This is a genomic window from Streptomyces sp. NPDC096013, from assembly GCF_044763565.1.
Taxonomy (GTDB): domain Bacteria; phylum Actinomycetota; class Actinomycetes; order Streptomycetales; family Streptomycetaceae; genus Streptomyces.
In genome coordinates, this window is record NZ_JBIWGK010000002.1 from 797,566 (window position 1) to 819,961 (window position 22,396).

The window sequence follows — 22,396 nt, forward strand, 5'->3', positions numbered from 1 at the left end:
ACTGAGGGGCGCTGCGCGGCCGGCTCGCGGTTCGCCGTGGCCGGTCGCGCGGTTCCTCGCGCCCCTCAACCCATCAGGTCAGCGCCGCTTTCATCATGGCCCTGGCCACCGGGGCCGCCAGGCCGTTGCCGCTGATCTCCGACCTCGCCGCGTTCGACTGTTCCACCAGGACCGCCACCGCGACCTGCTTGCCGGTCGAGTCGGACGTGCCGTATGCGGTGAACCAGGCGTACGGCGACTGGTCGTTGTTCTCGCCGTGCTGGGCCGTGCCGGTCTTGCCGCCCACCGTCACGCCCGCGATCCGGGCGTTCGTGCCGGTGCCGTCCGTGATGACCGTCTGCATCGCCGACTGGAGTTGCCGGGCGGTGCGGGAGCTGACGATTTGCTGGGTCGTCGTGGCGTCGTCGTAGTTGTGGACCACGTCCCCGCCGCTGTCGGTGGTCTCGGAGACCATATGCGGGGAGACCAGCTTGCCGTTGTTGGCTATGGCTGCGGACACCATGGCCATCTGGAGCGGGGTGGCCGTCACGTCGTACTGGCCGATGCCGGTGAGGGCCGTGGACGAGGTGTTCATGTCGGACGGGTACACGCTCGGGTACGCGCGCACCGGGATGTCCTGCTTGTCGTCGTTGAAGCCGAACTTCTCGGCCATCGCCCTGATCTTGTCCTGGCCCAGGTCGACGGCCATCTTCGCGAACACGGTGTTGCAGGAGTACTGGAGCGCGACCCGGATCGAGGCGTTCGTGCAGGGCGCGGACGCACTCTCGTTGCCCAGCGGGGTGACCGTGCCCGGCAGGGTGTACGGCGAGGGGCTGGTCGTCTTCTCGTCCACCGAGGAGTAGAGCCCGCTCTCCAGGGCGGCCGCAGCCACGACGAGCTTGAACGTCGACCCCGGCGGCAGCGGCTGGCGCAGCGCGCGGTTGGTCAGCGGCTTGTCGGGGTCCGCGGTGAGTTTCTTCCAGGCCGTGCCCGCGGTGTTGGCGTCGGCCAGCGACGAGGGGGCGTAGGACGGGGTCGAGACGACGGCGAGGATCTTGCCGGTCGTCGGGTCCATCGCGACGGCCGCGCCCTTCTTGTCGCCGAGCGCGTCGTACGCCGCCTTCTGCACCGCTGGGTCGATCGTCGTGACCACGTTGCCCGGGGCGGCCCGCTCGCCGGTGACCGTGTCCATGGCGGTCTTCAGGCCGCTGTCCGTGCCGTCGAGGAGATTCGCGTAGATCCCCTCCAGCTGTGTCGGCGCGTAGCTCTGCGAGGCATAGCCCGTCACCGCCGCGTACAGCTTGCCGTCCGTGTACGTGCGTTTGTACGCGAGGTCGCTTCCGTCACCCGTCCGTGCCGAGCCGGTGATCGCGTTGCCGGCCACGATGATGTTCCCGAGCGGGTCCGCGTACGTCGCGATCGCGTTCCGCCGGTTGTCCTTGTCGTCCGCGAGAGCCTGGCCGTCGTAGAACTGCACCCAGGTCGCCCTCACCAGGAGGGCGAGCACCAGGAGCAGCGCGAAGACGGAGGCGCGCCTGATCGTCTTGTTCATCCCGCTCTGAAGACGACCGGACGGGAACGAATCGTTCCCTGAGATCGCCATTTCTCATCGAGCGCTCATGAAATCAGCGGCCGTTCAGGAAACCGGCGTCCGCCTGCAAGCCCGGCGGCCGCTCACGAACCCGGCGGTCCGCTACGGCTCCAGCGTCAGCAGCAGCTCGTCGATCTCCTCGCCCCGCGCGTTCGCGAACCCCCGGTCGTGCCCGGTGACGCGGAACCCGCACTTCTCCAGAACGCGCCGCGAGCCCGCGTTGTCGGCCGCCACGCGCGCGTGCAGCGGGCGTTCGGGCTCCTCGGCGAGGAGGTCGCGCAGCGCGGCCGTCGCGATGCCCTTGCCCCAGTAGGCGCGGTCGATCCAGTACGTCACCTCGCGCTCGCCCGGATCGCCGTAGACCGCGGCGCTGCCCACGACGTCCCCGTCGGCGAGGATCGTGCGGTTCAGGACGCCGGGCAGGGCGCGGACGCGCTTCCAGTGGGCGTCGAAGGCGTCCCTGTCGGTCGGGTCCTTCGCGGTGAAGGCGGCCATCCGGACGGACTCGGGGTCGTTCGTCAGCCGGAAGAAGACCGGCAGATCACTGTCGTGGATCGGGCGGAGCGAGACCTGCATGAGTTCAGAGCCTCCGGGTGGCGAGGGTGAGCCGGTCACGGGCGTCGAACAGGGCGTCCTTCACCATCTGCTCGTGCGCGGGCGTCAGCCGCGCCACCGGCACCGAGCAGCTGATCGCGTCCCGCGCGGGGGTGCGGTACGGGATCGCCACGCCGAAGCAGCGCAGGCCCAGCGTGTTCTCCTCGCGGTCCACGGCGAAGCCCTGGTCGCGGACCTGGTGGAGCTCCTCGATGAGCTTCTCGCGGTCGGTGATCGTGTGCTCGGTGAGCGCGGGCAGGGTCTCCGGGAGCATCTTGCGGACCTGCTCGTCGGAGTAGGTGCTCAGCAGCGCCTTGCCCAGCGAGGTCGAGTGCGCGGGGAGCCGGCGGCCGACGCGCGTGAAGGGCCGTAGATAGTGCTGCGACTGGCGTGTGGCCAGATAGACCACGTTCGTGCCGTCGAGGCGGGCGAGGTGAATGGTCTCGGTGGTGTCGTCCGAGAGCCGGTCCAGGGTCGGGCGGGCCGCCGCCACGACCTCGTCGCCGTCGATGTAGGAGGTGCCCACGAGCAGCGCCCGCACCCCGATGCCGTACCGCGTGCCCGTCGCGTCCGTCTCCACCCAGCCCAGTTCCACCAGGGTGCGCAGCAGCATGTAGAGGCTGGACTTGGGATATCCGACGGCCTCCTGGACCGCCGCGAGGGAGTGCATTCCGGGCCGGCCGGCGAAGTATTCGAGCAGCTCCACCGTCCGCACCGCGGACTTGACCTGTGCCCCGCCGCCTGTCTCGCCTGCCGACATCGCCCTTGACCCCTTCGTTGGACGGGAAATAGTCTCCGAGAGCATATTCATCATCAGAGACAGCGTTCAGCATATCGAACGACCCTGGTGAATGACCCAGAACCGCGGCATTACATGTGGAGGGACCCGCTGTGGCAGCAGCACCAGTCTGGAGTGTCGACCCCCGAACCGGGAAGCAGCGCGAACAGGTTGCGGTGGAGGCCACAGCCCAGGAGGTGGACGCCGCCGTCCGCGCCGCGCACGCCGCGCGGGGTTCGCTCGCCGACCGCACCGTCCGCGCGGCCTTCCTGCGCGGGGCGGCCGACCAGTTGGAGGCGGCCAGGAACCAGCTGGTCGAGGTCGCCGATGCGGAGACCGCGCTCGGCCCGGTCCGGCTGAACGGCGAACTGGCCCGCACCTGCTACCAGTTGAGGGCCTTCGCGGACATCGTCGACGAGGGCGCCTTCCTCGACGTGGTGATCAACCACCCCGACGACACCGCCACCCCGCCGATCCCGGACCTGCGCCGCTACAAGGTGCCGCTGGGCGTCGTCGCCGTCTACTCGGCCTCCAACTTCCCCTTCGCCTTCTCCGTCCCCGGCGGCGACACCGCGAGCGCGCTCGCCGCCGGCTGCCCGGTCGTCGTCAAGGCGCACCCCGACCACCCCGGCCTGTCCGAGCTGGTCGCGAGCGTGCTGCGCCGGGCCGCCGCCGAGCACGGCATCCCGGCCGGTGTCCTCGGCCTGGTGCACGGCTTCGAGGCGGGCGTCGAGCTGGTCAAGCACCCGCTGGTCTCGGCGGCCGGGTTCACCGGGTCCGTCCGGGGCGGCCGTGCCCTCTTCGACGCGGCGGCGGCGCGGCCCGTCCCGATCCCGTTCCACGGCGAACTGGGCTCCCTGAACCCGGTCGTGGTGACCGAGGCCGCCGCGGCCGAGCGGGCCGAGGCGATCGGTACGGGGCTCGCCGGGTCGATGACCTTGGGCGTCGGGCAGTTCTGTGTGAAGCCGGGGCTTGTGCTCGTGCCGTCCGGCGCCGCCGGGGACGGGCTGGTCAAGTCCCTCACCGACGCCGTCAGCGACACGGACTCCGGGGTGCTGCTGGATCACCGGATGCGGGACAACTTCCTCGCGGGCGTCACCGAGCGGGCCGGGCTGCCCGAGGTGGAGTCGCCGGTGACGCCGGGCGCGGGGAGCGAGCACACGGTGAGTCCCGGGTTCCTCACGGTGCCGGCGGAGAAGCTGGCGGCCGAGGGGGCCTACGACCTGCTTCTGGAGGAGTGCTTCGGACCGGTCACGGTGGTGGCCCGCTACGACGACGACGCGCAGGCGAACGCCGTGCTGTCGCGACTGCCCGGGAACCTCACGGCGACGGTTCATCTGTCGGCGGGGGAGGCGGCCGGGGAGGGCCGTGGTCCCGAGATCCTCGCGGAGCTGACGCCGTTGGCCGGGCGGGTGCTGGTCAACGCGTGGCCCACCGGGGTCGCGGTGGCGGCCGCGCAGCATCACGGCGGGCCCTACCCGGCCACGACGTCCACCTCGACTTCGGTCGGGGGGACGGCCATTGAGCGCTGGCTGCGGCCTGTGGCCTACCAGAACACTCCGGAAGCGCTGCTGCCGCCGGAGCTGCGGGACGGCAACCCGCTCGGGCTGCCCCGGCGTTACGACGGGCATCTGGAGCGGTAGCGCCGTCGGGGCGCGGTGCAGTGCGGAGTGCCGGTCCGTTGTCGCAGGCCGCGCCCACGCGGCGGAGCGGCACTTCGCTACAGACCCGCGCCCTCAACAGCGTTTTCCCTGGCCTGAGATGATGAGCGGATGGACTTGGAACTCTCCCCACTGCCCTTTCCCCTCCGCACGTACGGGCCCGACGGGCATTGGTCGTACGACGACGGTGTGCTCAGCGGATGGGCGGGTCCCCGGCAGGACCGGTTTGTGCCGCCGACCGGGGAAGGGCTGGAACCCGCCTCCGACGCGCCTCGGCTGCTCGGAGCGCCGCATGGGGACTTTCAGCTGATCGCGCGGGTCACCGTCGGGTTCGCGGGGTCGTTCGATGCCGGGGTGTTGTACGTCCACGTGGGGGAGCGGGCCTGGGCCAAGCTCTGTCTGGAGTACTCGCCCGATGTGCCCACCGTGTGCACGGTGGTGACGCGGGGGCACTCCGATGACGCCAACTCCTTCACCGTGGACGGGAGTTCGGTGTGGCTGCGGGTCAGTCGGACCGGGCGGGCGTTTGCCTTCCACGCGTCCCGGGACGGAAAGAAGTGGATATTCGTCCGGCTCTTCACCCTCGGTGACGAGAAGGAGACCGACGCCGCGCTCGTCGGGTTCATGGCCCAGTCGCCCATGGGGGAAGGGTGTGTCGTGACGTACGACCACCTTGAGTTCAGGCCTAGTTGGCCGAACGATCTGCGAGACGGAAGCTGAGGAAGGCCGTTGCCGCGAAGAGGGCCGCGCTGATCGCGAGGCTCTCCCGCAGCCCCGCCGTGAAGTCGGCGGAGACCAGTGCCCCGAAGACGGCGATGCCCAAGCCGCCTGCCACCTGACGTGCGGAGTTGAGTACGCCTGCCGCCAAGCCCGCACGTTCCGCCGTCACCGCGTCCATCATCACCGCGGTCAGCGGCGGGACCGTCAGGGCGCAGCCCAGGGCCATCGGCACGAGGAGCACCGCCACCAGCAGTGGGGGTGTGCTCTCGTCGACGCACAGCAGGACGAGCGTGCCCAGTGCCGCCAGCGACTGGCCCGTGAGCATGGGGAGCCGGGCGCCGTGGCGGGCCGCCAGTCTGCCCGCCGCGATGTTCGTCAGCGGGATCAGACCGGTCATCGGCAGGAACATCAGTCCGGCGTACAGCGCCGAACGGCCCTGCACCTGCTGGAAGAAGAGCGCGAAGACGAAGGTCAGGCCGAAGAAGGCGACGCTGCACGCTGCGCCCGTCGCGACCGCCACCGACACCGTACGACTGCGGAACAGGGCGAGCGGCACCACCGGGTGCGACTGACGCCGTTCGACGGCGATGAAGGCCGCGCCCGCGAGGATCGCCGTGAGCGCGGCCGCGAGTCCGGTGCTCCCGCGCTCGATCACCGCGAACGTCGCCGCCGTGAGGGCGACCACCGCGGTCAGCTGGCCGGGGAGGTCCAGGGGCGCGGGACGGCGTGCCGAACGGGGGGCCCGGAGCAGCAGGACGAGTGCCGTCGCGCCCAGGGGCAGGTTGACGAAGAAGATGCCCCGCCAGTCCCAGAGCGTGGTCAGCACACCCCCGGCCACCGGGCCGAGCGCCACCGGTACCGCGCCGCCGGCCGCCCACGTCGCCACCGCCCGCGCCCTCTTGACCGGTTCGGCGTAGGCCTGTCGTACGAGGGACAGGGAGGCCGGGAGGACCACGGCCGCCGCCACGCCCTGGAGAGCGCGGGCGCCGATCAGCGCGGGCAGGTTCGGGGCCAGGCCGCAGGCCGCCGAGGCCAGGGTGAAGAGCGCGATGCCGATCGCGTACGCGCGGCTCGCCCCGGCTCGGTCGGCGAAGGCTCCGGTGGACAGCATCAGGGCGGCGAAGGACAGGGTGTACGCGTCGACCACCCACTGAAGTCCCGACATCCCGCCGCCCAGCGCGGTCCCGATCGACGGCAGCGCCACGTTCACCACGGACGCGTCGAGGGTGATGAGCGCGAAGCCGAGGAGGGCGGCGGTGAGAGTGAGCGTGGGGGAAGGCGGCGGCAAGTCCCTGGTGCGGGGCGTCAGTCGGGCGGTGGGCGTCGTCATCTCCTCATGGTGCGGGCGGGCGGCGCCGTACAGTAGTGGCCGGAATGCCATACGTCCGGAGGTTCTGGCCATGGTCCGTCCCCGCCGTCCCCGCCGGGTCGCCGTCGTCGCGGCGACCCCGGTCTCGATGTTCAACCTGGCCATCCCGGAGCTGCTCTTCGAACGGGTCGAGGTCGACGGGGAGCGGGGCTACGAGACGGTCATCTGCGCTCCGGAACCGGGGCCCGTTCCCACCACGGGCGGCCTCGACCTGCACGTACGGCACGGGCTCGACGTCGTGCGGGACGCGGACCTGGTGCTCGTCGTCGGGACCGGGCACCGGTACACGCCCGACCCCCGCACGGTGAGCGCCCTGCGCGAGGCAGCCGACGCGGGCAGACGGATCGCGTCCATCTGTAGCGGCGCGTTCGCCCTGGCCGAGGCCGGGCTGCTGGACGGGCGCCGGGCCACGACCTACTGGAACCAGGCCGAGGAGATGCGCAGGCGCTATCCGGAGGTCGACCTCACCGGCGACGTCCTCTACGTCCAGGACGGCCAGTTCCTGACCGCGTCCGGGTACGCCGCCGGCATCGACCTCTGCCTGCACATCATCCGCACCGACTACGGCGCCGCCGTCGCCAACGAGGTCGCCCGCCTCGCCCTCGTCGCACCCGTACGGCCGGGCGGGCAGACGCAGTTCACGCACACCCCGCTGCCGCCCGAGCGCGGTGTCGCCTGCGCGGACACCCGGGGCTGGGCCATGCGCAACCTCGACAAGCCGCTCACCCTCACCGACCTGGCCCGGCACGCGGGCGTGAGCGTGCGCACGCTCACCCGCCGGTTCCACGCGGAGAGCGGGGTGAGCCCCCTTCAGTGGCTGCTCCACCAGCGCGTCGAGCGGGCCAGGGAACTCCTGGAGACCACCGCCCTGCCCATGGACCAGGTCGCCCGCGCCTGCGGCCTGGGGACGGCGGACTCCCTGCGAGGCCACCTCGTCCGCCGCACCGGGCTGACGCCGAGCGCCTACCGGGCGCAGTTCAGCCGGCTGGGAACCGGAGGGGCCGAGGTCACGTCATCGGTTGCATGATCAGTGACCGAGTCGGTGGAACCCGGGTGATCCGTACGGCCCTGCCCGCGGAGGCGGAGAGCGTCGCCGCGCTGCACGCGCGGGCCCGGGCGACCTACTACCCCGAGGGCGTCCCGGAGGACGGGCAGGACTGGCTCGCCGCCTGGCGCGGTGTCATCGAGCGGCCCGACGCCCCTGTGCTGTGCGTCGTGGAGAGCGGTCGTATCGTCGCCGTCGCCTCCTTCCGCACACCCGAGGGCGGGGCGGCGGACACGGTCAAGCTGTTCCAGTTCCACGTCGAGCCCGAGCGGTGGCGCTCCGGGCTCGGTACCGCCCTGCACGCGGCCTGCGTCGAGCAGTGGCGGGCCGACGGGCGGCGGAGCGCCATACTCGACGTGCATGTCGACAACGAGCGGGCGCAGCGGTTCTACGCCGGGCGGGGGTGGATCGCCGAGCCGGGCGACGGCGGTCATCATCTGCGGATGCGGTTGGTCGTGGCGGGGGAATGAAGCGAAGTGCTTGAACGTTCACGGGGGAGACGGAGGACGTCTCCGTCTCCTCCGTACGTCCTGGAAAGAGCCGAAGAATGCGCGTCGAGATCTGGTCCGACATCGCCTGCCCGTGGTGCTACGTGGGCAAGGCCCGCTTCGAGAAGGCGCTCGATGCCTTCCCGCACCGTGACGGCGTCGAGGTCGTGCACCGGTCGTTCGAGCTGGACCCGGGGCGCGCCAAGGGCGACACCCAGCCGGTGATCAAGATGCTCACCAAGAAGTACGGGATGAGCGAGGCGCAGGCCCAGGCCGGTGAGGACAACCTCGGTGCGCAGGCCGCCGCCGAGGGGCTCGACTACCGCACCCGCGACCGCGACCACGGCAACACCTTCGACATGCACCGCCTCCTCCACTTCGCCAAGGAGCACGGCCGCCAGGACGAGCTGATCCAGGCGCTGTACAAGGCGAACTTCGCCGAGGAGCGGTCCGTCTTCGGCGACGACGAGCGGCTCGTCGAGCTGGCCGCCGCTGCCGGTCTCGACGCCGAGGCCGCCCGGAAGGTCCTCGCCGACCCGGCCGCGTACGCCGACGACGTCCGCGCCGACGAGCGCGAGGCGGCCGAACTGGGTGCGAACGGCGTCCCCTTCTTCGTCCTCGACCGCAAGTACGGCGTCTCCGGCGCCCAGCCCGCCGAGGTCTTCGCCCAGGCGCTCACCCAGGCGTGGGGCGAGCACGCGCCGCTCAAGCTGATCGACAGCGGGACCGGCGGCGACGACGCCGAGGCGTGCGGGCCCGACGGATGTGCGGTGCCGCAGGCCTGACAGCCGCGGACCCCGGGCCGGAAAGGTGCTGGTCAGGGGCGATCGGCCGGTGACCTATAAGCGTTCCTTGGCGGAACCACGTAGAAATCCGCAATGGACGAGGGCTTTCCGGCGCCGCAGAGTGGGGGCATGGAGACCTTCGAGAGCCTCGTCCGCGCCGAGTTCGCCCCGAAGAACACCTACCTCAACACCGCGAGTACCGGCCTCCTCCCGGCCCGTACCGTCACCGCGATGCGCACCGCCATCGAGGCCGCCGCGGTCGGTACGCCGACCGACATGTTCGACGACGTCGAGGCGTCCCGCGCCGCGTTCGCCCGGCTGACCCGGGTACCGGTCGGCCGGGTGGCGGCCGGGGCCTCGGTCGCGGTGTACAGCGGGCTGATCGCCTCCGCCCTGCCCGCCGGCGCCGAAGTCCTCACCGCCGAGGCCGACTTCAGCTCCGTGGTGAACCCCTTCCACATGCGCGCCGACCTCAAGGTGCGCGCCGTCCCGCTGGAGCGGATCGCCGAGTCGGTACGCCCCGGCACCGCGCTCGTCGCGGTCAGCGCCGCCCAGTCCGCCGACGGCCGCGTCGCCGACCTGCCCGCGCTGCGGGCGACGGCACAGGAACACGGGGCGCGGACGTACGTCGACGCGTCCCAGGCCACCGGCTGGTTCGACCTCGACGCGGGCGCCTACGACTATGTCGCCTCCGTCGGCTTCAAGTGGCTGTTCTGCCCGCGCGGGGTCGCCTTCCTCGTCACCCCGGAGGACCTCGGCGGCCTCGCCCCGATCTTCGCCGGGTGGGTCGCGGGCGAGGCCCCCTGGGACAGCTGCTACGGCCCGGTCGAGGAACTCGCCCACTCCGCCCGCCGGTTCGACGAGAGCCCGGCCCTCTTCTCCTACGCCGGAGCCCGCCACTCGCTCGCGCTGCTGGAGGAGGTGGGGGTCGATGCCGTACGCGCCCATGACCTGGCCCTCGCCGACCGCTTCCGCGCGGGGCTCGACGCCCTCGGGCACGAGCCGGTGGCGTCCCCCGGGTCCCCGATCGTCTCCGTGCCCGGACTCGGCCGTCGGCAGGGCGAGTTGAGCGCCGCGGGGGTCGAAGTCTCCGACCGGGCCGGGAACTTGCGGGCGGCCTTCCATCTCTACAACACCGCCGAGGACGTCGACCGGCTGCTGGAGGTCCTGGCCGGCTGACGTGCGGAAGGGCACCCCGGTCGCCGTGACCGGGGTGCCCTCGCGGTGAACCGCCTCGCCGTCACCGCACCGGGGTGAAGTCCCGGGCGCCGATGAACTCGGGGCGTCGTACCGGAGCCGCGAACGGCTCGACGGCCTTGTTCTCCACGCTGTTGAACACGATGAAGACGTTGCTGCGCGGGAACGGCGTGATGTTGTCGCCGGAGCCGTGCATGCAGTTGCAGTCGAACCAGGTCGCCGAACCGGCCCTGCCCGTGAACAGCTTGATGCCGTACTCGGAGGCCATGCTCGTCAGCGCCTCGTCGGACGGGGTGCCCGCGTCCTGCATCTGGAGCGACTGACGGTAGTTGTCCTCGGGGGTCGCGCCCGCGCAGCCGAGGAACGTCCGGTGCGAGCCCGGCATGATCATGAGGCCGCCGTTGGTGTCGTGGTTCTCGGTGAGCGCGATCGACACGGACACGGTGCGCATGTTCGGCAGGCCGTCCTCGGCGTGCCAGGTCTCGAAGTCCGAGTGCCAGTAGAAGCCGCTCGCGCCGAAGCCCGGCTTCACGTTGATCCGCGACTGGTGGACGTACACGTCCGAGCCGAGGATCTGCCGGGCCCGCCCGACGACCCGCTCGTCCCGCACGAGGCGCGCGAACACCTCGCTGATCCGGTGCACCTCGAAGACGGACCGGATCTCCTTGGACTTCGACTCGACGATCGAGCGCTCGTCGGCCCGGATCGCCGGATCGGTGACCAGCCGCTCCAACTCCTGCCGGTAGACCTCGACTTCGTCGTCCCGCAGGAGTTCCTGCATGGAGAGGAAGCCGTCGCGCTCGAAGGCCTGGAGGTCGGCCGTCGGGATCGGTCCCGGGGTGTCGGGGGAGCCCCAGACGACGGGGTCCTTGCGTGGGACGGACACCTCGGTGGTGCCGCGGCTGGGGTACAGGTCGGTGATGTCGGTGACGGTGGTCATGCTCGTCACACCTCCTCGGGCTCGGTCAGCAGCGGGTAGACGCCGTTCTCGTCGTGGTCCTCCCGTCCGGTGACGGGCGGGTTGAAGACACAGACGCAGCGGAAGTCCTCCTTGATCCGCATCGTGTGCCGCTCGTGTCCGTCGAGGAGGTACATGGTCCCGGGCGTGATCGTGTACGTCTGCCCGGTCTCGTCGTCGGTGAGTTCGGCGTGGCCCTCGACGCACACGACGGCCTCGATGTGGTTCGCGTACCACATCGACGTCTCGGTACCCGCGTAGAGGATGGTCTCGTGCACCGAGAAACCGACCCGCTCCTTGGCGAGGACGATGCGCTTGCTCTCCCAGGTGCCGGACGCGGCCTTGATGTGCCGGTCGGTGCCTTCGAGTTCCTTGAACGAACGGACAATCACGGTGTGGTGACGCCTCCTTGACGCGGTATCAGATGGTGGTTCGGGGTCAGGCGGTCTCGCGTACGGCGCGGGCGAGGATGCTCAGTCCCTCGTCCAGCTCCTCGGGGGTGATGGTCAGCGCGGGCAGCAGCTTGACGACCTCGCTCTGCGGGCCCGACGTCTCGACGAGCAGGCCGAGTTCGAAGGCGCGGGCGCAGATCCGGCCGGCGCGCTCGGGGTCCTTGAACTCGATGCCCCAGACCAGGCCGCGGCCCCGGTACTCCTTGATGTCGGCGAGGTTCTCCTCGGTGATCGAGATCAGCCCCTGCTCGACCTGCTCACCGCGGGTCCGGGTCTGCTTCTCCATCGCGGAGCCGTCCGCCCAATACGTCTCCAGGGCGGCGGTGGCGGTGACGAACGCCGGGTTGTTGCCGCGGAACGTGCCGTTGTGCTCGCCCGGCTCCCAGATGTCCAGCTCGGGCTTGAACAGGCACAGCGACATCGGAAGGCCGTAGCCGCTGATGGACTTGGACACGGTGACGATGTCCGGGACGATGCCCGACTCCTCGAAGGAGAAGAACGCGCCCGTGCGGCCGCAGCCCATCTGGATGTCGTCGACGATCAGCAGCATGTCCTGGCGCTCGCACAACTCGGCCAGCGCGCGCAGCCATTCGGGGCGGGCGACGTTGATGCCGCCCTCGCCCTGCACGGACTCGACGATCACCGCGGCGGGCTTGTTGAGGCCGGAGCCCTGGTCCTCCAGCAGCCGCTCGAACCACAGGAAGTCGGGAACCTGGCCGTCGAAGTAGTTGTCGAACGGCATCGGCGTGCCGTGCACCAGCGGGATGCCGGCACCGGCGCGCTTGAAGGCGTTGCCGGTCACGGCGAGCGAGCCGAGGGACATCCCGTGGAAGGCGTTGGTGAACGAGACGATCGCCTCGCGCCCCTTCACCTTCCGGGCCAGCTTCAGCGCGGACTCGACGGCGTTGGTGCCGGTCGGTCCGGGGAACATCACCTTGTACGGCAGGTCGCGCGGGCGCAGCACCAGGTCCTGGAAGGTCTGGAGGAACGCGCGCTTGGCACCGGTCGACATGTCGAGCCCGTGCGTGACGCCGTCGCGTTCCAGGTAGTCGATCAACGCGCGTTTCAGGACAGGGTTGTTGTGCCCGTAGTTCAGCGAGCCGGCGCCCGCGAAGAAGTCGAGGTAGGCATGGCCGTCCTCGTCGTACATACGGCTGCCCCGGGCCCGGTCGAAGACGGTGGGCCAGCCGCGGCAGTAGCTGCGGACCTCGGACTCCAGAGTCTCGAAGACGCTCAGATCGGGCTGGGTGATGGTCACGCGAATCGCTCCTCGGTGTGGGGGTGCGGGTGGCGGGCAACGGGGGCTCAGTGACTCAGCGGGCCGATGCGGTAGAGCACCTCGGGGTCGTGCGGTCCGTCGGGGAAGTCACCGGCCTCGAACAGGACCGTGCGCTCGACGGGGGCGTCGTGGCGTTCGGCGTACGACGTGAAGAGGCGCTCGGAGGCGGTGTTGCCGGGCGTGATCGTGGTCTCGACCTCGGTCACGCCGTACTCCTCCGCGACCCGCTCGGTGAGTCCGTCGAGCAGCCGCGCGGCCAGCCCGCGACCGCGCTGCGCGGCGTCGACGGCCACCTGCCACACGAGCAGCGTGCCCGGTCGCTCGGGCCGCACATACCCGCTGACGAAGCCGACCGGTTCGCCGCGCTCGTCACGGACGACGGCCGAGGTACGGGAGAAGTCCCGGCACCACAGCAGATAGCTGTACGACGAGTTCAGGTCGAGGGCGTTCGAGTCCTTGGCAATACGCCACAACGCGGCGCCGTCGGCCACCGTGGGGCGGTCGATGTGCAGGTCTGCTTGGGTGGCAGTCATGCGAATTGAATTTACCGAGGGAAATTCAAAATTGCATGGAGGGATGGGGTTACGTCTGAGGGCTGCTTGTGTTATCACGCGTGCGACGACGGGATCTATGTCCTGCTTTGACCGCCACATAAGGTGTAAAACGGGCGCGCTGTGTAACGGGTCACAGGGGTGTAACCCTCACGAGATCTGCGCGAATTATTTGCGTTTGCCCGCGCGGGAATCGGGCAGGAGAATGTGGGAAGCTACCCCGTAAAAGCGGCGATAAAGTTCCCGGGAATTGCGTGGGAATTAGACCCGCATTACTCGGTCCGCTACCGGCACCAGACGTTCGCTACCGGCGCCAAGCGTTGTCGACGGCGGACCGGGCGCCTTCCAGGTCCACCGAAGCCCCCTGCCCGGCCAGCGCCGCGCCGAGCGCCGCCAGGGAGTTCCGCACCGCCTCCGCCGTCGCGTCCACGCCGTAGTGGTTGACCCGGATCATGTCCTTGGCCAGGGCGCCGCCGCCCGCGGCCAGGGGCAACCCCGGGTTCGAGGAGAGGGCGGCCGCCACCAGGTCGGAGGCCACCACACCCGGCGGGGTCCTGAGAGTCGTGGCGACCGGGGCCGCCTCGGAGGCCTTGTGGACGTACGGTTCGAGGCCGCCGCCCAGGGCGAGGGCGCCCGCCCGCGTCGCCGCCGCCGCGGTCGCGTGGCGTTCGATCACCGTGGCCAGGCCCTCCGACTCGATGCGCTCCACGCACGCCTCCAGCGCGAGCATCTCCAGCTGGGCCGGAGCGTGCGGCAGCGCGGTGCGGCCCGCGTCGGTCCAGCGGTCCTTCCAGTCGAGGAGGGAGAGGTAGGAGCGCCGCGGGGCGACGGGATTCGCCGTCATACGGGCCCACGCCCGCGAGCTCACCGACACCGCCGAGACGCCCGCCGGACCGCCCATCGCCTTCTGCGCCCCGATCACGCACAGGTCGACACCCCACGCGTCCGGCAGCACCGGCTCCGCGCCGATGGACGCCACCGCGTCGACGTAGAAGATCGCGCCGTGCGCCCGCGCGATCTCGCCGATCTCCGCGACCGGGTTGGTGTTGCCGGTCGCCGCCTCCGCGTGCACGAGGGACACGAAGTCGATCCCGGGGTGTGCCGCGAAGGTTTCCCGGACCTGGTCGGCGGTCACCGCCGTGTGGAAGGGCACGGAGAGGTCGATCACCTCGGCGCCGCAGTCCCGCAGCCAGTTCCCGAAGGTCTGCCCGTAGGGGCCGGTGATGACGTTCAGCGCGAGCGTGCCCGGCCCCGCCGTCGAACGGATCGCCCCCTCCAGCGGCAGCAGCGCCTCACCCTGCATGATCACGACATCCTGCTCGGTGCCGAGCAACCGGGCCACCCGGTCCTCGATCGCGGCGAAGTGCGTGGCGCTCAGCGGGGCCAGGTCGAGGTAGGGGTGGGTCATGGCGGTGCTCTTTCGCTCGCGGGGGAGGGGCCGGGCGGGACGGTCCTGATCGACGGAGATGAGCGTAACCGGCGACTTCTTAGCCCGGACGGCCCCCTGGTCACCGTCCGGGTGAGCGCCCCGCCGAACCCCTCCGAATAATCGGAACCCATAGTTCCGTCACAGGAGGCCTCCGTGAACACGCTCCTCGGCCGCCGGATGATCCGCGCCCTGGCCGCCACCACCGCGAGCGCCGCACTCGTCCTCGTGGCCGGCTGTACGTCGAGCGACAGCGGCGGCAGCGGCTCGAAGACCGCCGCCGGTGGCGTCGAACTCGTCAAGGCCGGCCGGCTCACCACCTGCACCCACCTCCCGTACCCGCCCTTCCAGTCCGAGATCGACGGCAAGGTGCAGGGCTTCGACGTCTCCCTCATCGACCTGGTCGCCAAGGACCTGGGCGTGAAGCAGACGATCCTCGACACCCCCTTCGAGAACTTCAAGACCGGCGCCTTCCTCAACGCCGGCGAGTGCGACCTGGCCGCCGCCGGCATGACCATCACCGCCGAGCGCAAGAAGAACGTCGACTTCTCCGACCCCTACTTCAACGCCACCCAGGCCGTCCTCGTCGACAAGAAGAGCGGCCTGACCTCGCTGGCCGACGTCAAGGCCAAGGGTAAGAAGCTGGGCGCCCAGGCACAGACCACCGGCGAGGACTACGCCAAGAAGCAGGGCTTCGACCCCGTCTCCTTCGAGTCCTCCGACGCCGTCCTCAATGGACTGCGCACCGGCCAGGTCCAGGCTGTCATCATCGACTACCCGGTCGTCCAGGGCTGGCTTAAGAACAAGGCCAACGCCGACGCCTTCAAGGTCGTCGACAACCTCAACACCGGTGAGCAGTACGGCTTCACGGTCAAGAAGGGCAACACCAGACTCCTTGCCGCCATCAACAAGGCCATCAAGGACGCGAAGGCCGACGGCACGTACAAGAAGCTCTACGAGAAGTGGATCGGCCCCTACGACGCCTCGGCCGCCTCCCCGTCGGCCTCATGACCGGCGACCCGGCGGACCTCCCACTCCAGCCCAGGAGACAGGGGCTGAGCAGACGGCAGCGGCGCAGGCTGTCCCAGGGCGTGCAGTACGCCGTCTTCGCCGCCGTCGTGATCGTCTTCGCGGTCACCGCCGACTGGGGCCGCCTGAAGAACCAGTTCGCCCAGTGGAGCATCGCGAGGCAGATGTTCCCGGACGTCATCACGCTGGCGCTGAAGAACACGGTGCTGTACACCCTGTCCGGCTTCGTCTTCGGCCTCGTCCTCGGCATGGTCGTCGCGCTGATGCGGCTGTCGTCCGTGGGCCCCTACCGCTGGCTCGCCGGGATCTACATCGAGATCTTCCGCGGCCTGCCGGCCCTGCTGATCTTCATCTTCGTCGGCGTCGCCGTGCCGCTCGCCTTCCCGGGCACGGAGATCGTCGGCGGGACGTACGGCAAGGTCGCCCTCGCGCTCGGTCTGGTGTCGGCCGCGTACATGGCGGAGACGATCCGCGCGGGCATCCAGGCGGTGCCCAAAGGGCAGACGGAGGCGGCCCGTTCGCTCGGCTTCTCGCCCGCGCGGGCCATGGTGTCGATCGTCGTCCCGCAGGCGCTCCGGATCATCCTGCCGCCGCTGACCAACGAACTCGTTCTCCTCTTCAAGGACTCCTCCCTGGTCCTGTTCCTCGGCGTCACCCTGGAGGAACGCGAACTCTCCAAATACGGCAGGGACTTGGCGAGTACGACGGCCAACTCCACGCCGATCCTGGTGGCCGGCCTGTGCTACCTCCTGGTGACGATCCCGCTGAGCTTCGTGGTCCGGCGGATGGAGACCAGGACGGGGGAGGCGATCCGGTGACGAGCACCCCGGAGATCCAAGTGAGCGGCCTGCACAAGTCGTTCGGCGCCAACGAGGTGCTGCGGGGCATCGATCTGGAGATCGCACAGGGCGAGGTCGTCTGCGTCATCGGCCCCTCCGGCTCCGGCAAGTCGACCCTCCTGCGCTGCGTGAACCTGCTCGAAGAACCCACCCGGGGGCGGGTGTTCGTCGGCGGCACCGAGATCACCGACCCCGATGTCGACATCGACGCCGTACGCCGCCGTATCGGCATGGTCTTCCAGCAGTTCAACCTCTTCCCGCACCTGACCGTCACCGAGAACCTCACCCTCCCGCAACGCCGTGTCCTGCGCCGGGACAAGGCACAGGCCGCCAAGATCGCGGCCGACAACCTCCGCCGTGTCGGCCTCGCGGAAAAGGCCGACGCCCACCCCGCCTCCCTCTCCGGCGGCCAGCAGCAACGCGTCGCCATCGCACGGGCGTTGGCGATGGACCCCGAGGTCATGCTCTTCGACGAACCGACGTCGGCACTCGACCCCGAGCTGGTGGGAGACGTGCTCGCCGTCATGCGGATGCTCGCGAACGAGGGCATGACGATGATGGTGGTCACCCACGAGATGACGTTCGCGCGTGAGGTGGCCGACCGGGTGGTGTTCATGGACGCGGGGACGATCGTCGAGGAGGGCACTCCGGACCGGGTCATCACCAACCCGCGGCACGCCCGCACCCGCCACTTCCTGTCCCGCCTGCTGGACCCGGCGATGGCCGACGTACAGGACGAGGACAACGCCCCCTGAAGGGCGCTGGGCTGCGTCGATGTGTGGCTCCGCCGCACGTTCGCCACCAGCCACAACGGACCCGCACCCGACGAACTATCGTGCGTCCCATGAGCGATCAAGCCGTGCTGCACGTCAAGGGCCGGGTCCTTGTGGGACCGGAGGACATCCGCGACGAACTCTGGGTCATCGACGGCCGCGTCTCCTACGACCGCCCCGTCGCCGCCGACGACATCCGGACGGTGGACGGCTGGGCCCTCCCCGGCCTCGTCGACGCCCACTGCCACGTGGGCCTGGGCACCCACGGCCCGGTGGACGCCGAGACCGCCGAGCAGCAGGCCCTCACCGACCGCGACGCCGGCACCCTCCTGCTCCGCGACGCGGGCTCCCCCTCGGACACCCGCTGGATCGACGACCGCGAAGACCTCCCGAAGATCATCCGCGCCGGCCGGCACATCGCCCGCACCCGCCGCTACATCCGCAACTTCGCCCACGAGATCGAACCCGGCGACCTCCTCGCCTACGTCGCCCAGGAGGCCCGACGAGGCGACGGCTGGGTCAAGCTGGTCGGCGACTGGATCGACCGCGACCTCGGCGACCTGTCCGCCTGCTGGCCGCGCGACGCGGTGGAACCGGCCATCGCGGAGGCCCACCGCCTCGGCGCCCGCGTCACCGCGCACTGCTTCGCGGAGGACGCGCTGCGCGACCTGGTCGAGGCCGGCATCGACTGCATCGAGCACGCGACCGGCCTCACCGAGGAGCTGATCCCGCTGTTCGCCTCGCGGGGCGTCGCGATCGTCCCGACCCTCGTCAACATCGCGACCTTCCCGAAGCTCGCCGACGACGGCGACGCCAAGTTCCCCCGCTGGTCGGCTCACATGCGGCGACTGTACGAGCGGCGCTACGACACCGTGCGCTCGGCCTACGACGCGGGCGTCCCGGTCTACGTCGGCACCGACGCCGGGGGTTCCCTCGCCCACGGCCTGGTCGCGGCCGAGGTCGCCGAACTCGTCACCGCCGGCATCCCCGCCGTGGAGGCGCTGTCGGCGACCGCGTGGGGGGCGCGGGAGTGGCTCGGGCGGCCCGGACTGGAGGAGGGCGCGCCGGCGGACTTCGTCGTGTACGAGGCCGACCCGCGCGCCGATGTGCGCGTGCTCGCGTCGCCGCGGCGGGTGGTGCTGAACGGGCTGGTGGTCGAATAGTCGCCAGATGATTCGAATACGTTCACGGAAAACCCACGATGGGGTGAAGTGGCGCCGGATCGCTGACGGTTCACCCTTCGTGAGTAATTCTTACCGGGTCCCACGCATGTCTCTTCTGGGGGTCCCACACCTTGAACGGCACCAACTTCCGCATGCCCGCACGCCGTTGGGCCACCGTGGCCACGGCGACCGCCCTCGCCACAGGTCCCGTGGCGCTGGCCGGCGCGGGTTCTGCCCACGCGACCACCGACCAGGGTCGCGCGAGCGCCGTCGTGCTCCGTACCGGGCTCGACGTCTCCCTGCTCAACAAGACCGTGGATGTCCCGCTCGCGGTCTCCCTCAACGAGGTCCACGCACCGCAGAGTGCCGAAAAGACCGCGCTCACCGCCCAGTTGGACGGCGTGAACGGCGGGCAGCCCTTCAGCGTGCTCGGCGCGGACGTCGCCACGGCGAAGGCGACCGTGTCCGCGACGAAGGCCGAGGGGTACACCAACCTTGCCCACGTTCGGCTCCATGTTCCCGGGCTGCCGCTGCTCTCGCTCATCGAGATCGACGCCGTCACCTCGAAGGCGACGTGCGAGGCCGGGAGGACGCCTGTCGCCACGTCGCACCTGCCGGGGGCGGTGACGGTGCTCGGCAAGCGGATCACGGTGACCGCGAGTGGTCCTACGGAGGTTCAGGTGCCGGGCGTCGGCTCCGTCAGCCTCGATCTGTCCAAGACGTCGACCACGTCCCGTACGGCCGCCGCGACCGCGCTCGAACTCAAGGTCTCCGTCAACCCGTTGAAGCTGAACGTGGCGGACGTCGAGGGCACGGTGACGTTGGCCCGGGCGACCTGTGAGGCGCCGAAAGCCGCCTCCGTGACGCCGCCCTCCGCCCGGCCCGCGCCGGACGTGAAGCCCCAAGGGGCGCCCGCGGAGGCCGGGTTGGCCGAGACGGGGGGCGGCTCCACGACGCCGTACATCGCGGGCGGGGCGGTGGTGCTGCTGGCGGCGGGGGGAGCGGCGGTACTGATGACGCGCCGTCGCCGCACCTGAGGCAACCACCGGTTTCCCGGCCCCGGTCATCGGCCCGCCAGCGTCACCGCCTGGTCCAGTGCCTGGAGGAAACGGTTCACTGTCGCCCGGTCCCGGACGGCGAGCCGTAGCCACTGCTCATCCAGCCCCGGGAACGTGTCCCCACGGCGGACGGCGAAACCCAGGTCGCGGAGGTGGCGCCGTACGGCCACCGCGTTCGGGACCCGGACCAGGACGAACGGCGCCTCGGCGGGTTCCGTGACGCGGAGGCCGTCGGGGGCGAACTCCGCGAGACCGGCCACGAGATGGGCCCGGTCGGCGGTGACCCGGTGGGCGGCATGGGCGGCCTCGGCGAGGGCCTGGGAGTCCATACAGGCCTCCGCCGCGGCCAGCGCGGGCGTGGACACCGGCCACAACGGCTGGACCCGCTCCAACTCCGCGATCGTCTCGGCGGCGGCGAGGACGTACCCGATCCGCAGTCCCGCGAGCCCCCACGTCTTGGTGAGGCTGCGCAGGACGACCAGGCCAGGGATGTCGGTCCGGCCGGCGAGGGACTCCCGCTCACCCGGCACCGCGTCCATGAACGCCTCGTCGACCACCAACGTCCGCCCGGGACGCGCGAGTCGGGCGATGGCGGCGGCGGGGTGCAGGACGGACGTCGGGTTCGTCGGGTTGCCGATCAGCACCAGGTCCGCGTCCTCCGGCACCGCCCCCGGGGTCAGCCGGAAACCGTCCGCCTCCCGCAGCAGCACCCGCTCCACCGCGTGCCCCGCCTCCCGCAGCGCCGCCTCCGGCTCGGTGAACTGAGGGTGAACGACGACCGGCTGACGGACCTTCAGGGCGCGGGCGAGCAGCACGAAGGCCTCGGCGGCGCCCGCCGTCAGCAGGACGTTGTCCACCGGCAGCCCGTGCCGCGCCGCGACCGCCGCCCGCGCCGCCCGCCCGTCCGGGTAGGCGGCGAGGCCGGTGAGCGAGTCGGCTATCCGCTCGCGCAGCCAGGCCGGGGGCGTGTTCGCGCGGACGTTCACCGCGAGATCGATCAACAGGGCGCCGCCGTCCCGGACTTCGACGTCACCGTGATGACGCAGATCGTGGGCCCTGTCCGTCGGACCGTGGGCTCTGTCAGTGTGCATGGGCGTGCCCGCCGTGATGGTGATGCCCGTGGTCGTGACCCTCGTCGTCGGGATGGAAGTGCGGCTGCTGCGGCTGCCCCACCTTGTCCTCGAAGCCGGGCAGCGCGATCCGGTACACGCACGAGTCGCAGTTCATCCGCAGATCACCCTTCACCGCCTCCCGGTACCGCTCCATCACCAGGTCCAGCAACTCCGGCTCGGGGCCGATGACTTCGGCCGACCGCACCTCGATGCCGGGGTGCGCCGCCGCCCAGCCCTCCGTCTGCTGCCGCACCCGCTCGGGCAGGATGCCGGTGAACAGGAAGTAGGGCAGGACGACGATCCGCTTCGCGCCCAGCTTCACACACCGGTCAAGACCGCTCGGCACGTCGGGCGCCGCCAGCGACACGAACGCCGCCTCCACGCCCGCGTAGCCGCGCCCTTCCCACAGCAGCCGTGCCGCCTTGTGTACCTCGGCGTTGGCGTCCGGGTCCGTCGACCCGCGCCCCACCAGCAGCACGGTCACGTCGGCCCGGTCGGCGGGGGGGCGCGCCGACTCGCCGAGCGCCTCGTCGAGCCGCCGCTCCAGCACGTTCAGCAGCGCCGGATGCGGGCCCAGCGGACGGCCGTAGGTGTACGAGATGCCCTCGTGCCGCTCCTTCTCCCGGGCCAGCGCCGCCGGGATGTCCCCCTTGGCGTGCCCGGCGGACACCAGCATCAGCGGTACGGCGGCGAACCGGCGCACCCCGCGCTCCACCAGCTCGGTCACGGCGTCGCCCAGCGGCGGCGGCGACAGCTCGATGAACCCGCCCGCGACGGGCAGTTCGGGGTGACGGCGGCCCAACTCCCGTACGAAGTCCCGGAACGCCTCGGCTCCGGCCTCGTCCCGGGTGCCGTGTCCGGCGATGAGCAGGGCGGGCGGCGGGGTGGTCACGATGTCTCCTGGTGGTACGCGTCGGAAGGTGAGAGGGGATCGGAAGAAGGAACAGCTCCGGCGGCCGGAACGGGCCCGGACGGTGAAGCGGGGTGGTACAGCAGGGCGTTGAGGGCCGCCGAGGCGACCGCCGAACCGCCCTTCTCGGACACGTTGCTCACGGCGGGCAGCCCGCTCTCGCGCAGCGCGGCCTTGGACTCGACCGCGCCGACGAAGCCGACCGGCAGCCCGATGACGAGCACGGGGGAGGCGTCCAGCCGCAGCAGCTCCTCCAGGGCGGTCGGCGCGTTGCCGATCACCCACAGGGCGCCGGGCCCGACCTCGTCGTAGGCGAGCCGGATCGCGTGTGCCGAACGGGTCAGTCCGGGGCCGGACCTGGCGTCCCGGAGCCGGCACACGGTGTCGCGCCGGGTGATGCCGGCGGCGACCATCTCCACGTCCACGACGACCGGCGCCCCGGCGTGCAGCGCGCGGTGCGCGGTCGCCAACTCGTCCTCGTCCAGGACGAGATCGGACGCGTAGTCGAGGTCGGCGGCGGAGTGCACGACCCGTTCCACGACCGCGCGGGTCAGCGGCGGGAAGTGCGAGGTGTCGAGGCGGGCGCGCAGCCGCCGGTAGGACTCCAGCTCGATCGGATGGATCACCCGGTCCACGGAA

At 70.9% G+C, this 22,396-nt stretch carries 23 protein-coding genes; 11 read left to right on the forward strand and 12 right to left on the reverse strand.

All coding sequences use genetic code 11. The features are described 5' to 3' along the window. Positions 1 to 73: 73 nt before the first annotated feature. The 3 genes from ACIRB1_RS11080 to ACIRB1_RS11090 form a co-directional block, all read right to left on the reverse strand. Positions 74 to 1,531: a peptidoglycan D,D-transpeptidase FtsI family protein gene (locus ACIRB1_RS11080; RefSeq protein WP_403465312.1), complete on the reverse strand. Its 1,458-nt coding sequence runs from the start codon at positions 1,529 to 1,531 to the stop codon at positions 74 to 76. A 141-nt stretch (positions 1,532 to 1,672) separates the two neighbouring features. After that, positions 1,673 to 2,146 carry a GNAT family N-acetyltransferase gene (locus tag ACIRB1_RS11085; RefSeq protein WP_352184575.1) on the reverse strand — a complete coding sequence of 158 codons (474 nt, stop codon included), beginning with the start codon at positions 2,144 to 2,146 and terminating at the stop codon, positions 1,673 to 1,675. A gap of 4 nt (positions 2,147 to 2,150) precedes the next feature. Next, complete coding sequence (locus tag ACIRB1_RS11090) at positions 2,151 to 2,924, reverse strand: IclR family transcriptional regulator (protein ID WP_019060609.1); 774 nt, start codon at positions 2,922 to 2,924, stop codon at positions 2,151 to 2,153. Between the two features lie 131 nt (positions 2,925 to 3,055). Between ACIRB1_RS11090 and ACIRB1_RS11095 the strand changes: the two genes are divergently transcribed. Continuing rightward, the gene (locus tag ACIRB1_RS11095; RefSeq protein WP_352184574.1) at positions 3,056 to 4,585 is read left to right on the forward strand and encodes an aldehyde dehydrogenase (NADP(+)); all 1,530 of its coding nucleotides are present in this window, start codon (positions 3,056 to 3,058) and stop codon (positions 4,583 to 4,585) included. Positions 4,586 to 4,714: 129 nt separating this feature from the next. Then, positions 4,715 to 5,323, forward strand: a complete 609-nt coding sequence (locus tag ACIRB1_RS11100; RefSeq protein ID WP_352184573.1) for a DUF1349 domain-containing protein — start codon at positions 4,715 to 4,717, stop codon at positions 5,321 to 5,323. Here the strand turns inward: ACIRB1_RS11100 and ACIRB1_RS11105 are convergent. Then, positions 5,289 to 6,653, reverse strand: coding sequence for an MFS transporter (locus tag ACIRB1_RS11105; protein ID WP_403465313.1), 1,365 nt, complete (start codon positions 6,651 to 6,653; stop codon positions 5,289 to 5,291). The two genes, ACIRB1_RS11100 and ACIRB1_RS11105, sit on opposite strands and share 35 nt — an antisense overlap. Positions 6,654 to 6,723: 70 nt before the next feature. Between ACIRB1_RS11105 and ACIRB1_RS11110 the strand changes: the two genes are divergently transcribed. The 4 genes from ACIRB1_RS11110 to ACIRB1_RS11125 all read left to right on the forward strand — a co-directional run bounded on the left by ACIRB1_RS11110 (position 6,724) and on the right by ACIRB1_RS11125 (position 10,189). Further along, positions 6,724 to 7,719: a GlxA family transcriptional regulator gene (locus ACIRB1_RS11110; protein ID WP_403465314.1), complete on the forward strand. Its 996-nt coding sequence runs from the start codon at positions 6,724 to 6,726 to the stop codon at positions 7,717 to 7,719. Next, a complete protein-coding gene (locus ACIRB1_RS11115) occupies positions 7,716 to 8,207 on the forward strand; it encodes a GNAT family N-acetyltransferase (protein WP_403465315.1) in 492 nt (163 codons plus the stop codon). The genes ACIRB1_RS11110 and ACIRB1_RS11115 overlap by 4 nt, the downstream gene beginning before the upstream one ends. Positions 8,208 to 8,284: 77 nt before the next feature. After that, positions 8,285 to 9,010 (forward strand): DsbA family oxidoreductase, encoded by a 726-nt coding sequence (locus ACIRB1_RS11120; protein ID WP_403465316.1) that lies wholly within the window; start codon positions 8,285 to 8,287, stop codon positions 9,008 to 9,010. Positions 9,011 to 9,139: 129 nt separating this feature from the next. Beyond that, positions 9,140 to 10,189 (forward strand): aminotransferase class V-fold PLP-dependent enzyme, encoded by a 1,050-nt coding sequence (locus ACIRB1_RS11125; RefSeq protein WP_403465317.1) that lies wholly within the window; start codon positions 9,140 to 9,142, stop codon positions 10,187 to 10,189. A gap of 61 nt (positions 10,190 to 10,250) precedes the next feature. Here ACIRB1_RS11125 and thpD read toward each other — a convergent pair whose 3' ends face one another. From thpD to ACIRB1_RS11150, 5 genes are all read right to left on the reverse strand, one after another. Next, positions 10,251 to 11,147, reverse strand: coding sequence for an ectoine hydroxylase (gene thpD, locus ACIRB1_RS11130; protein ID WP_352184567.1), 897 nt, complete (start codon positions 11,145 to 11,147; stop codon positions 10,251 to 10,253). A gap of 5 nt (positions 11,148 to 11,152) precedes the next feature. Beyond that, positions 11,153 to 11,557 (reverse strand): ectoine synthase, encoded by a 405-nt coding sequence (locus tag ACIRB1_RS11135; RefSeq protein ID WP_352184566.1) that lies wholly within the window; start codon positions 11,555 to 11,557, stop codon positions 11,153 to 11,155. A gap of 46 nt (positions 11,558 to 11,603) precedes the next feature. Beyond that, complete coding sequence (gene ectB / locus ACIRB1_RS11140; protein WP_352184565.1) at positions 11,604 to 12,875, reverse strand: diaminobutyrate--2-oxoglutarate transaminase; 1,272 nt, start codon at positions 12,873 to 12,875, stop codon at positions 11,604 to 11,606. A gap of 47 nt (positions 12,876 to 12,922) precedes the next feature. Next, positions 12,923 to 13,429 carry a diaminobutyrate acetyltransferase gene (gene ectA, locus ACIRB1_RS11145; RefSeq protein ID WP_403465318.1) on the reverse strand — a complete coding sequence of 169 codons (507 nt, stop codon included), beginning with the start codon at positions 13,427 to 13,429 and terminating at the stop codon, positions 12,923 to 12,925. Positions 13,430 to 13,751: 322 nt separating this feature from the next. After that, positions 13,752 to 14,855, reverse strand: coding sequence for a pyridoxal-phosphate-dependent aminotransferase family protein (locus ACIRB1_RS11150; protein WP_403465319.1), 1,104 nt, complete (start codon positions 14,853 to 14,855; stop codon positions 13,752 to 13,754). A 174-nt stretch (positions 14,856 to 15,029) separates the two neighbouring features. On the opposite strand from ACIRB1_RS11150, the gene ACIRB1_RS11155 reads away from it, so the two are divergent. The 5 genes from ACIRB1_RS11155 (at position 15,030) to ACIRB1_RS11175 (ending at position 19,714) form a co-directional block, all read left to right on the forward strand. Further along, positions 15,030 to 15,884: a transporter substrate-binding domain-containing protein gene (locus tag ACIRB1_RS11155; protein WP_352184562.1), complete on the forward strand. Its 855-nt coding sequence runs from the start codon at positions 15,030 to 15,032 to the stop codon at positions 15,882 to 15,884. Continuing rightward, complete coding sequence (locus tag ACIRB1_RS11160; RefSeq protein ID WP_352184561.1) at positions 15,881 to 16,720, forward strand: amino acid ABC transporter permease; 840 nt, start codon at positions 15,881 to 15,883, stop codon at positions 16,718 to 16,720. The genes ACIRB1_RS11155 and ACIRB1_RS11160 overlap by 4 nt, the downstream gene beginning before the upstream one ends. Further along, a complete protein-coding gene (locus ACIRB1_RS11165; protein ID WP_352184560.1) occupies positions 16,717 to 17,496 on the forward strand; it encodes an amino acid ABC transporter ATP-binding protein in 780 nt (259 codons plus the stop codon). Before ACIRB1_RS11160 ends, ACIRB1_RS11165 begins: the two co-directional genes overlap by 4 nt. Before the next feature lie 89 nt (positions 17,497 to 17,585). Further along, a complete protein-coding gene (locus ACIRB1_RS11170) occupies positions 17,586 to 18,677 on the forward strand; it encodes an amidohydrolase family protein (RefSeq protein WP_352184559.1) in 1,092 nt (363 codons plus the stop codon). Between the two features lie 131 nt (positions 18,678 to 18,808). Continuing rightward, positions 18,809 to 19,714: an SCO1860 family LAETG-anchored protein gene (locus tag ACIRB1_RS11175; RefSeq protein ID WP_403465320.1), complete on the forward strand. Its 906-nt coding sequence runs from the start codon at positions 18,809 to 18,811 to the stop codon at positions 19,712 to 19,714. Positions 19,715 to 19,740: 26 nt separating this feature from the next. On the opposite strand, the gene cobC is transcribed toward ACIRB1_RS11175, so the two are convergent. From cobC to ACIRB1_RS11190, 3 genes are read right to left on the reverse strand one after another with little or no spacing between them, the layout of a single operon-like run. Continuing rightward, positions 19,741 to 20,826: an Rv2231c family pyridoxal phosphate-dependent protein CobC gene (gene cobC / locus ACIRB1_RS11180; protein ID WP_403465321.1), complete on the reverse strand. Its 1,086-nt coding sequence runs from the start codon at positions 20,824 to 20,826 to the stop codon at positions 19,741 to 19,743. Next, entirely contained in the window at positions 20,816 to 21,739 is a 924-nt protein-coding gene (locus ACIRB1_RS11185; RefSeq protein WP_403465322.1) for a sirohydrochlorin chelatase, read from the reverse strand. Before ACIRB1_RS11185 ends, cobC begins: the two co-directional genes overlap by 11 nt. Then, a complete protein-coding gene (locus ACIRB1_RS11190) occupies positions 21,736 to 22,392 on the reverse strand; it encodes a precorrin-8X methylmutase (RefSeq protein ID WP_352184650.1) in 657 nt (218 codons plus the stop codon). Before ACIRB1_RS11190 ends, ACIRB1_RS11185 begins: the two co-directional genes overlap by 4 nt. Positions 22,393 to 22,396: the final 4 nt, after the last annotated feature.

Bases quoted from the DNA above. Each gene is read 5' to 3' on its own strand.
- ACIRB1_RS11080 (WP_403465312.1), bottom strand. From the start codon at position 1,531: ATGAACAAGACGATCAGGCGCGCCTCCGTCTTCGCGCTGCTCCTGGTG.
- ACIRB1_RS11085 (WP_352184575.1), bottom strand. From the start codon at position 2,146: ATGCAGGTCTCGCTCCGCCCGATCCACGACAGTGATCTGCCGGTCTTC.
- ACIRB1_RS11090 (WP_019060609.1), bottom strand. From the start codon at position 2,924: ATGTCGGCAGGCGAGACAGGCGGCGGGGCACAGGTCAAGTCCGCGGTG.
- ACIRB1_RS11100 (WP_352184573.1), top strand. From the start codon at position 4,715: ATGGACTTGGAACTCTCCCCACTGCCCTTTCCCCTCCGCACGTACGGG.
- ACIRB1_RS11105 (WP_403465313.1), bottom strand. From the start codon at position 6,653: ATGACGACGCCCACCGCCCGACTGACGCCCCGCACCAGGGACTTGCCG.
- ACIRB1_RS11110 (WP_403465314.1), top strand. From the start codon at position 6,724: ATGGTCCGTCCCCGCCGTCCCCGCCGGGTCGCCGTCGTCGCGGCGACC.
- ACIRB1_RS11115 (WP_403465315.1), top strand. From the start codon at position 7,716: ATGATCAGTGACCGAGTCGGTGGAACCCGGGTGATCCGTACGGCCCTG.
- ACIRB1_RS11120 (WP_403465316.1), top strand. From the start codon at position 8,285: ATGCGCGTCGAGATCTGGTCCGACATCGCCTGCCCGTGGTGCTACGTG.
- ACIRB1_RS11125 (WP_403465317.1), top strand. From the start codon at position 9,140: ATGGAGACCTTCGAGAGCCTCGTCCGCGCCGAGTTCGCCCCGAAGAAC.
- thpD (WP_352184567.1), bottom strand. From the start codon at position 11,147: ATGACCACCGTCACCGACATCACCGACCTGTACCCCAGCCGCGGCACC.
- ectA (WP_403465318.1), bottom strand. From the start codon at position 13,429: ATGACTGCCACCCAAGCAGACCTGCACATCGACCGCCCCACGGTGGCC.
- ACIRB1_RS11150 (WP_403465319.1), bottom strand. From the start codon at position 14,855: ATGACCCACCCCTACCTCGACCTGGCCCCGCTGAGCGCCACGCACTTC.
- ACIRB1_RS11160 (WP_352184561.1), top strand. From the start codon at position 15,881: ATGACCGGCGACCCGGCGGACCTCCCACTCCAGCCCAGGAGACAGGGG.
- ACIRB1_RS11170 (WP_352184559.1), top strand. From the start codon at position 17,586: ATGAGCGATCAAGCCGTGCTGCACGTCAAGGGCCGGGTCCTTGTGGGA.
- cobC (WP_403465321.1), bottom strand. From the start codon at position 20,826: ATGCACACTGACAGAGCCCACGGTCCGACGGACAGGGCCCACGATCTG.